This window comes from Desulfobacter latus, assembly GCF_013389365.1.
Lineage (GTDB): Bacteria > Desulfobacterota > Desulfobacteria > Desulfobacterales > Desulfobacteraceae > Desulfobacter > Desulfobacter latus.
Genome location: NZ_JACADJ010000052.1, coordinates 20,741 through 29,855, shown reverse-complemented (window position 1 = coordinate 29,855; position 9,115 = coordinate 20,741). Strand labels below are relative to the sequence as shown.

6 protein-coding genes are annotated in these 9,115 nt (G+C 44.2%); 2 read left to right on the top strand and 4 right to left on the bottom strand.

All coding sequences use genetic code 11. The features are described from left to right. Nucleotides 1–399: 399 nt before the first annotated feature. Both HXW94_RS13370 and HXW94_RS13365 read right to left on the bottom strand, forming a co-directional pair. The gene (locus tag HXW94_RS13370; RefSeq protein ID WP_246294015.1) at nt 400–1,068 is read right to left on the bottom strand and encodes an IMPACT family protein; all 669 of its coding nucleotides are present in this window, start codon (nt 1,066–1,068) and stop codon (nt 400–402) included. Between the two features lie 99 nt (nt 1,069–1,167). Beyond that, nucleotides 1,168–2,763, bottom strand: a complete 1,596-nt coding sequence (locus HXW94_RS13365) for an HDOD domain-containing protein (RefSeq protein ID WP_178367404.1) — start codon at nt 2,761–2,763, stop codon at nt 1,168–1,170. 143 nt (nt 2,764–2,906) lie between these two features. Between HXW94_RS13365 and HXW94_RS13360 the strand changes: the two genes are divergently transcribed. Both HXW94_RS13360 and HXW94_RS13355 read left to right on the top strand, forming a co-directional pair. Further along, complete coding sequence (locus tag HXW94_RS13360; RefSeq protein WP_178367403.1) at nt 2,907–4,910, top strand: class I adenylate cyclase; 2,004 nt, start codon at nt 2,907–2,909, stop codon at nt 4,908–4,910. Nucleotides 4,911–4,918: 8 nt separating this feature from the next. Further along, nucleotides 4,919–5,929, top strand: coding sequence for a tetratricopeptide repeat protein (locus HXW94_RS13355; RefSeq protein ID WP_178367402.1), 1,011 nt, complete (start codon nt 4,919–4,921; stop codon nt 5,927–5,929). A gap of 21 nt (nt 5,930–5,950) precedes the next feature. Here HXW94_RS13355 and HXW94_RS13350 read toward each other — a convergent pair whose 3' ends face one another. Beyond that, complete coding sequence (locus HXW94_RS13350) at nt 5,951–7,204, bottom strand: adenylate/guanylate cyclase domain-containing protein (RefSeq protein WP_178367401.1); 1,254 nt, start codon at nt 7,202–7,204, stop codon at nt 5,951–5,953. Further along, nucleotides 7,197–9,098, bottom strand: a complete 1,902-nt coding sequence (locus tag HXW94_RS13345; protein ID WP_178367400.1) for an HDOD domain-containing protein — start codon at nt 9,096–9,098, stop codon at nt 7,197–7,199. The genes HXW94_RS13350 and HXW94_RS13345 overlap by 8 nt, the downstream gene beginning before the upstream one ends. Nucleotides 9,099–9,115 lie beyond the last annotated feature (17 nt).

Here is a 9,115-nt window from a genome sequence, read left to right as displayed (position 1 = left end):
TCGTCAATGTTATGACCGGGTTTGGCGCAAGCAGCACCGGCTTAACCCCTTAAACCTGTTTAACCACTTACTGTAGAACCTGGAGCTGGCGAGTACCCCAGGGTACCTATTTCCGATCTAACGTAGTGCTCGAAGCACTTAGACTGGTCAACTTTGGGGCCTTTTCAAGCCCCTCGGTCTTCAGCCGAGGGGTAGTTGACTTATTCACCAAATTCAGTATTCTTAATTTATATTAAAAAATACTGAATTTTCGCTTGGTGTCAATACTTTTTAACTGAACCACTGAAAACACTGAAGAACACGGAAATGAATTTGATTTTTAAAGAAGAGACCTATGTCATTTGTGGTGCTGTCTTTTTTAGGTACTCATCCCAAAGTACACATTGAGCGCTTTGCGCTCTAATTTTCAGTGCTTTCCGTGTCTTCCGTGTCTTCCGTGGTTATATAATAATCCAGAAGCCCCTGGCGCTGGTATTGGATGAGTATTGATTCCAGGGCCGAAAGGTCGGACAACTCCACACCCAGGTCATGGGTGACCCTCTCTTTATAATCCGTTCCGGAAATTGTGGTCTTCAAGGTGCTGATTCGATTTAAAAATGAATCGTTCAGGCTGTAATCCAGGCAAACTTGGAAAGATTGCGTCTTCACCAGCCGGACAAGGGGGGCCTGCTCAATGGCTTCGCTCACAGCCAGTGCGTAGGCTTCAATCAGCCCTCGAACCCCGAGCTTCACCCCGCCGAAATACCGGGTAACAACCGCTGCCGTACAGGTCATATGATGGGATAAAAGCGTGTTGAGCATGGGCTTTCCGGCCGTACCCGGCGGTTCACCCGCATCTGAGCAATGACTGATCTGTCCGCAATCGCCCACCACATAAGCCCAGCAGTTATGGGTGGCGGTTTTGTGTTCCTTAGAGACGTTGGAGATAAATTCCTTTGCCCCTTCAATGGTATGCGCATAGCTGAGCCGGCAGACAAAGACAGAGCGCTTGATTTTTAATTCCGCTCGACGCACGGGATCGGATACGGCCCGCCCCACGGAATAGAAAACCGGTTTTTCACAATTCATATTCATGGCGCATGATATAGTATAAATTAAACGCAAATAAAAGGCCGAATATGTCCGTAGGGTTGAGGAAGAACTTAGCGTGCCGGTAATCAGGTTAATTCAGATCAATGTCCTGATCGGAAAAGCTTTTCCGGCGTGAAGGGTAAGCGCTTTAATCATCAATGCCCTGAACCTTTGAATATAGGCCAGTGTGTTTTGGTCCGGCTCTGATGTCTTTTTATCCCAATCCACGTAAATCATAGACACAATTTTGTCATCCACAAATACCGGAAAAATACCGAACCCCTTTACCAGAAATGGACGGGCTATCTTTTCCATGTACCAGGAAGGAATTTGCTGCCGGGAAAACTCTTTTTTTGTATCTTTAACAATGATATCGATTTCCCAGTCAATGGCATTGTTGAAAATGCCCGATGCCGGTTCAATTCTGAATCCCATGGCTTTCGCAAATTTATCCGGTCGTTTTGCCCCCCGGACAAAACGGGGGACCATGGCGTTGGTCTCTTTTTTTCTGATACTGATGATGATCCGGTTAAAATAAAAGCACTGGGCCATGGTGTCGATTAACCGGGTAAAAATTTCATGGATACTCAGCCCCTCATTTAACGCCGCTTCCACACGACTGATACCCAAATCCAGATCGCCTTTGTTTTTTATCTCCAGATTATTTTCCACAGATGTGGTTAACACAGGTTTAATACCTAGCGTGTCGGCGTATCTGGTCACCCGATCCAAGGCCGTACAAGTCAATGCCAGCACATGACGGGCATCAAAATCCAAAAGACCATGGTACTTATCCACAAGTTTACCTGCGGCATCAAGGGAGATGTCTTCATTTTCCGGGGCAGGGATATTACATAATTCATAGACAAAGGCACATAGATATCTGCTCTCTTCTTTCGGGGAAATTTTGAGGCTCTGCCCAGCAGTAAATTTCACCGGCCGCATGGCCTGGACAATGTTGCGGGGGAAGTTAAACTTCAAAGCAACCATCTGTCCGAGTTCAAAATAGGTTAAGCCTAAAATCATTTTAGCCGCAGTTTCCCTTGATAGCCCGCCTTCTTCCAAGGCGACCTCCACCTTGATGTAAGTATCCGGGTCCAGAAGCGCCACCAGGTATTCTCCCAGCTCATACAACATAGCTGAAATGGAAAAGGCATCTGAAGCCGGGCCGCCCCTTTCTCTTTCAATCTGCCTGGCAACAGCACTCCGATGGAGGCTTTTAAGCATTTTATCCTTCAAAAGCTGAGAATTTGCCCTTGACTTCATCATTTCAAAAATCTTAAGTCCGGCAGCCAGATCCCGGATTTCATCAGTACCCAATATAATCATGGCCTCGGAGATGGTTGAAATACCTTTGTTTGAAAAGTGCCGGTAAAATGAAGAGTTCACAAGTTTCAGCACCTGTGTGGTCAAACTCAGGTCATTAAGAATGACCCGGGCAATATCCCCTGCAGAAGAATAATTCATATTCAGTATTTGATTAACGTTGTTGATCTGTTGGGAAAAAGTTAAAAGCGCCTCCCTGCCCTGCATTCTTTTTAGAATACTACTTAAGTAGACCCGAAAATCCCTTGGGTCCGAACGCATACTGCCCTGAAATTTTTCCGAAACGCCTTCATCTTTTTTGATTAAGTCTTCGATGCAGATAAGGTCCAGATCAATACCGGTATGGGAGGAATCCCTGTTGCCCATTCATACTCCATGTCAGGGTCATCATGACCCTTAAAAATTAACTTGAAAATCATAAACAATCATTTTTATAATATCACTTAATTTTAGACATTTTGTGGTATCTTTTCAAATCATTTAACCCTCTGACAAAACCGGAACAGGCCATGCACAACGCGTCAGCATCTATAGAAAAAACCCTGGCTGCCAAACTTCTTGGGATGAAAGCGGCCTTTTCCAACTACAATGTGGTAAGAATGCGTGAGGCCTTACGTTACCTTTCAGGCCCGAAACTTGAACTTTTTATCAAAATTCCTTTCCTCATCCACATTAATCATCCGCAATTCCCGGGGTATGTGCCTGAACCGCCTGAGGCCTGCGGTATCTATAATTTTAAGAATTCAGGATTTTATAAAGTGGTGCTGAATAATAAAGAGATCCCCCGGGATATTCTTGATACTGAGACAGAGATCAAAAATCCCTGCATACTTGGGTTTTACCACATCGGTTCTTTAGGCACCTTTACCCAGTCGGCCCAGTCGGATTTTGATTACTGGGTCATCATTGACAGAACCTGCTTTACGGAAAAACGATATTACAACCTTGAAAAGAAACTCAACCACATCGTTAAATTCTCCAGGGAAACCTTTGATCAGGAAGTGACCTTTTTTATCATGGATCAGGCCGATATCCGGAAAGACTGCTATGCGGGATTTGAAAGGCCTGAAACAATGATTGCCCCCAAGTTGTTCCTTAAAGAAGAATTTTACCGGACGTTTTTAATGATTGCCGGCAAGATCCCGCTGTGGACCATTTTGCCGGCAAATATACAGCAGGGTACATACGACCGCCTGGTTGACAACCTGTTCCGGCAACCGGAACTGACTTTTTTATTAAAAGATTTTATTGATCTTGGAAAGGTGGAAATGCCGTCGGCCAAAGACATTTACCAGGGCATCCGCTGGCATATCTGTAAATCAAAAGAAGATCCCGTCAAAGCCCTGCTTAAGGCCACCATGATCCTTTCCCACACAACAGACGACAAAAACAGTTCCATGCTCCTGTGCGACGAACTCAAGCAGAAATTTGCAAAAGCCGGCATTGACGACTGCGAAAGTGATCCATACAAAATTGTGTTTGATCGGGTGCTGCATTACCACCAGGCATATGCCCATGATGGACTAAAACTAATAAAAACGGCTATATTTTTAAGGCTTTGCAGTTACCCTGAAGTCAGGTTACCGGAACCGGGATCACCTAAAAGACAATTAATAGACAAATATATTCGAACTTGGAACATTCTTCCATCCCATCTCAAAAAGCTGATATCGTATCCAAACTGGCCTGAAAAGGGAAAACAGCTCCTTGACACAACCTTAATCCAACGCCTGGCCGGGATGTACGAACAGATCAACATCACAGGAAAAGCCCTTGAGAAAGACCTGCCGCCGATGGAACAAAGAAATATGAAGATTCTAAACAACAAAGTCAAAGCAAACCTGGACAGGGAATCGGGAAAAATTCCGGCAAGTTCAAATTTTTTGGCTCGACGCGTTCTGCCATTTCTTTTGATAACAAAAAATTCAATGGGAACATGGATATTAAGTGCCGCGCTTTCAAAGACGGTCCATGAAAGTGTTGTTCATAAATCCACGGCGTTCCTGGGTCTGATGGGATGGATCATGGAAAACCGGCTTTATCGGAGGAATAAAACCCATATCAGACTGAAAACCAGGCTTAAACTTTATGAAAGCAGGGATCAAGCAGTATCCATAGATGCGCTCTACCTGGTCATGCAGCCGCTTAAACCGCTTTTTGACAGCTGCTTTGAACACAATGCCCAGTGGACCAAAATATTGATCCTGCTGATTTATCAGGATTCATCCTGCGGCGTAACACACGTTGAACTGTTGGCCCTCAATTCCTGGGGAGAACTGTTTCTGGATCAATTGAGGCTTGACACCGACCGGCTTCTGAATGATAGGTATAGAAAAATAGCCGATAAAATTAATCAGTATACCGGAGAAGGTATCCGCCTGTTTTTTTTTCAGATGGCAGATACCCGGGATGCAAATGCCGTATACAAAATCAAACAGTTTCTGGCGGACCGTTTTTCGATGCATCAACCGGGAACACCTGAAAGGAATCGTCCAATACTGGACAAATTATAGGAATAAATATGCCATATCCCTCAATTCTCACCATCATCCCAAATACGTTGGAGCAGGACAAACTTTCAACAGCCCTGAAAAAAATCGGTTACACCCATATCATAACGGCCGACAGTGCAAACAGCGGATGGGCGGTATTAAAAACGACTGATGTCGGATGTGTTATTGCCGCCTATAATATAAGCGATATATCCGGACTGGCGCTGTTGAAATTTTTAAAAAAAGAAGAACGGTTCGCGGATCTGCCTGTTTTTTTAACAGACAGCGCATTTACTAAAATCAAAGTCATCAAAGCGGGTCAGGCAGGCGTCAGCGGGCTTTTTGTCATTCCCTACAATCCCAAAGCCTTGAAAATGAGGTTGGCCACGGCCTTAGGAAAGCTTAAAGACCCTGTGATTCACCAGGTTGAGCTAAATGTAAAAAAAGGCCTCGAACTCATTGAAAAAAAAGAATACAAAAAGGCGTTGGGCGTATTTGAGACCTTGGTCATCGAGAAAGAAAACCCGGAATTCTATTACAATATCGGCTACATTAAAACGGCTCAAAACAAACATTACGAAGCCATAGAGGCCTTTTCAAAGGCAACGCGCCTGGACCGACTTTTCGTCAAGGCATACAAAGCCATGGCCGTGGTATACCGGGCCATGGGTGCCGCTGAAAAGGTTGAAGAGTGTACCCGGATCGCTGTAGAAATCTATATGGATACCGATAAATTGGGAAAAGCCGAGGATATGCTCAATGAACTCTTGGCTTCCGGGACTGATTCGCTCAACGTGTTCAATACCCTAGGGGTACTTTACCGGAAAAAGGGTGACATAAAAGAAGCCATGAAACAGTACAAAAAAGCGCTGAAAGTTCACCCGGATGAACCCTATATCTATTACAACATAGGCCGCCTTTATCTGGACGCCAAAAATACCACCAAAGCCAAAACCTATTTCCAGGCAGCCCTTGACAAGGACCACGGTTTTAACGAAGCCAAACAGGTGATCAAGGCCATTGACCTGGGGATGATCTAATTCTCACTTGATGATCGAGTCTCAACATATTTCCGGGATAATTCTATAGACCTTCAATTGCCGGCTTTTCCCTTTCAAGGTCATGGTCCCCAAATCATGAACGGACTTAACATTTTCCATGGTACTGAGGTCCTTGTGAATCATATCCAACACACGCGCGGAAATAAAAATTTCATTGCTGCCCGCCATTGACTGAAGCCTTTGCGCAGCATTCACCGTATCACCGATCACCGTATAGTTCAGGTGGGTCTGATCGCCTAAGAACCCCACAACCATTTCACCGGAATTGATACCCACCGTCATCTTTAAGTGCTGATATACGCCGCCTTTTTTATCCTTGAACCGATTAAAGACAACGAACATTTCCAGAGCGGTTTTCACCGCATGATAACAGGCGTTTCTATCATCAATGGGCGCGCCGAATACGGCCATAATACAGTCCCCGATAAGCTTGTCCAGTGTCCCCTTATTTTGAAATACAATGGGAATCATAAAACTGAAAAACGCATTGAGTACGTCCACCACCTGCTCTGGTGCAATTTTCTCAGACAACGCTGTAAACCCCTGGAGATCTGCAAATAAGACGCATGCCTCTTTACGCTCTCCGCCTAACTTGGGCATACTTCTCTCCAGAATTTTTTTCACAACATCCTTTGAAAAAAACCTGGATAATTGACTGATATGTCTTTCTTCTTCTATTTTTTCAAAATAAAACCGCTGAAATGCAATGGTATTTATTAAGTGGTCACGAACAATTGAAAAAAAACGGATATCATTTTCTGGAAAGCCGTTAATATGGTTTCTGAACAAAATTAATGCGCCAATGCTTTCATCTCCTGATACCAGCGGCAGCGCCAACATTGAGCCTTCGATTATATTCAGTTCACCGTGCCTGCCCAGATCATTAATTAGAAACGGTTCTTTTCCATTAACAGTTGTTTCAAGCACCAATGTCGCGCGCAGGACGTCCGCATAATCGGTGGTACGGTCAAAGCTCAGGGCATAAAAGTTTTCTTTTTGCGCCTGTCTGTTCTCAATACGGTATAGTACCGCACCTGACAAACTCTTATACCGGATAAGACTTTCCAGCTGTTTGTCCCAGATCGACTCCTGGTCTGCCAGAGACAAGGAATTCACGGATTCGATCAATTCTTTTAAAATTGACAGTTCATTTATCCTGTGTTCGTATTTGGCAAGAATATCAAGATAGTTATGCTTCACCAGCTCAAGCTGCTTGCCTTCCAGGCCGCTTTCTTTATTTGTATGTCTACCCATCTGATATTAAACCGATCATTTTTACGTTTTCCTGCAGAAATTTATTCACCTGAACTTTTTTATCGGCAATCATCTCTTCTGAAATGTTTCCCCAAATGGTCTGAAGGACATCAATAAGACCTCTATTCATTAGATTCACCGCCATATTTCCCACTGCCTCAGGGGTATTATCTGCGGTGATCATATGGTTCAGACAGTCTGCAAATCCCACGATCGCAGCAAGTTCCTGGTATTCCAAGGCCTCCGGCGGGCAATGATGAAACGATATGGCCTGCACCAGAGAGTCCGGCAGATTCCACTTTTTAGCAATGATGCCCCCGACAACGCCGTGGTTTAATCCAAAGATTTCTTCTTCTGCCGCATATACGGGTATTTGCATTTCCCCGGTCAGCAACATCACACGTTTATATAATTCCGGATATTTCTGGATCAAAAACAGCTTGCCGATATCATGCAGCATACAGGCCGTGAATGCCACTTTGAATTCGCCATCCTTGAGACCTTCAGACAAAAAACGGCCTGTGAGGGCGACCTCCAAGGCATGCCGTCGAAGGGAGGCAGGGTCTATCATCCCCTTTATACCGACCTCGGAAAAAGAATCGGCCAGGCTCAGGCCAAATGCCAATTGTGCAATTTCCGCCATTCCAAGGATAACAACCCCCTCCCTTATGGAATCAACTTTCCGGCCCAGCCCGTAAAAAGAAGAATTCACAAGTTTCAACACCTTTACGGCAAGTCCCGGGTCCGTGCAAATCAGTTTTTCAACATCTTCAATTTCAGACTCCGGATCAATTGACAATTGATACACCTGCATGGCAACCGCAGGAATAACCGGCAGCGACTCTATGCGGTTAATCATCGCTATAACGGAGTTCCTGTTCCGATGCCTTTTGATCACGCCCTTTTCAAAGTGCATCCCTGCAGCAAGGCGGCCAATCTCTTCCCGGGCAGTCTCCAGATCCCCGGCGGCTGCCTGGTTTTTAATTTTCCCTAACAGATAATCAACCAGTTTAGAGTCATGGGGAAGCCTTAAAATAAACCGCATCCGGTCATTGATTGTCATGTTTTTTACACCGGACCACACCGTTTCGGGAGACAGGTCTAACAGTTTATAAAAAAACACCCCTTTTGCATCTTTAAAAAACACATCCTGCTCAAAGGATTCAAGCGCAGGCGCATCCATCCGTGCCGACAGGATATTGTTTTCATCACGCACCGGTCCAGGGTTTGATACATTTATTTTTTTTACCTGTTTTTCATGCATTCCAAAATTTTTTTTCAGGTAGCGCATAATGTCAGGCAACGAATATCCGTCTTTGGGAAAAACAGCTTTACCAAATTGAATTTCGGCATCTTTTCCCATAATGCCCTGTACCGTTTTTTCTAATTTTGGAATTAAATAGTTCAGCCCGTCATTATCAGTGGCAAATCCTAAAAACAACAAGGACCGTTCATCAATAATAAAAATAAAATCGCTGAGACGAAACGCATCTCTAATTTCTTCCTTTTTGGTGATGAATGACCCGCACAGGCCGGACTCATTTTCATGCCCGGCAACCATATAAACAAACGCAGCATCTGTTCCGGCCCTTAATGTCATATTCAAAATTTTTAAAATTAACCGATGCGTTGACCGGTCAATATAAAAAGGAAATTTATCCTCTTTAACCAGTTTATGAACAGTCAAGCCGGCATTGGTCGGTTTTAAAAGGTTTAAGACTTTTTTTAATTTGCTGCCGTTATGGCTCTCATAAAGTATGCGCGGCAGCGATCCGACAAAATTATCTGCACTTTCTGAGGTGTAATTAAATTCCTTTTCCAGAATTTGAGAAAAGGCCCCAATACTATCCGGAACAAGATTGTTTACGATGATTCTGTATAGTACTTTTTTCATTACACCTCTATCTATCT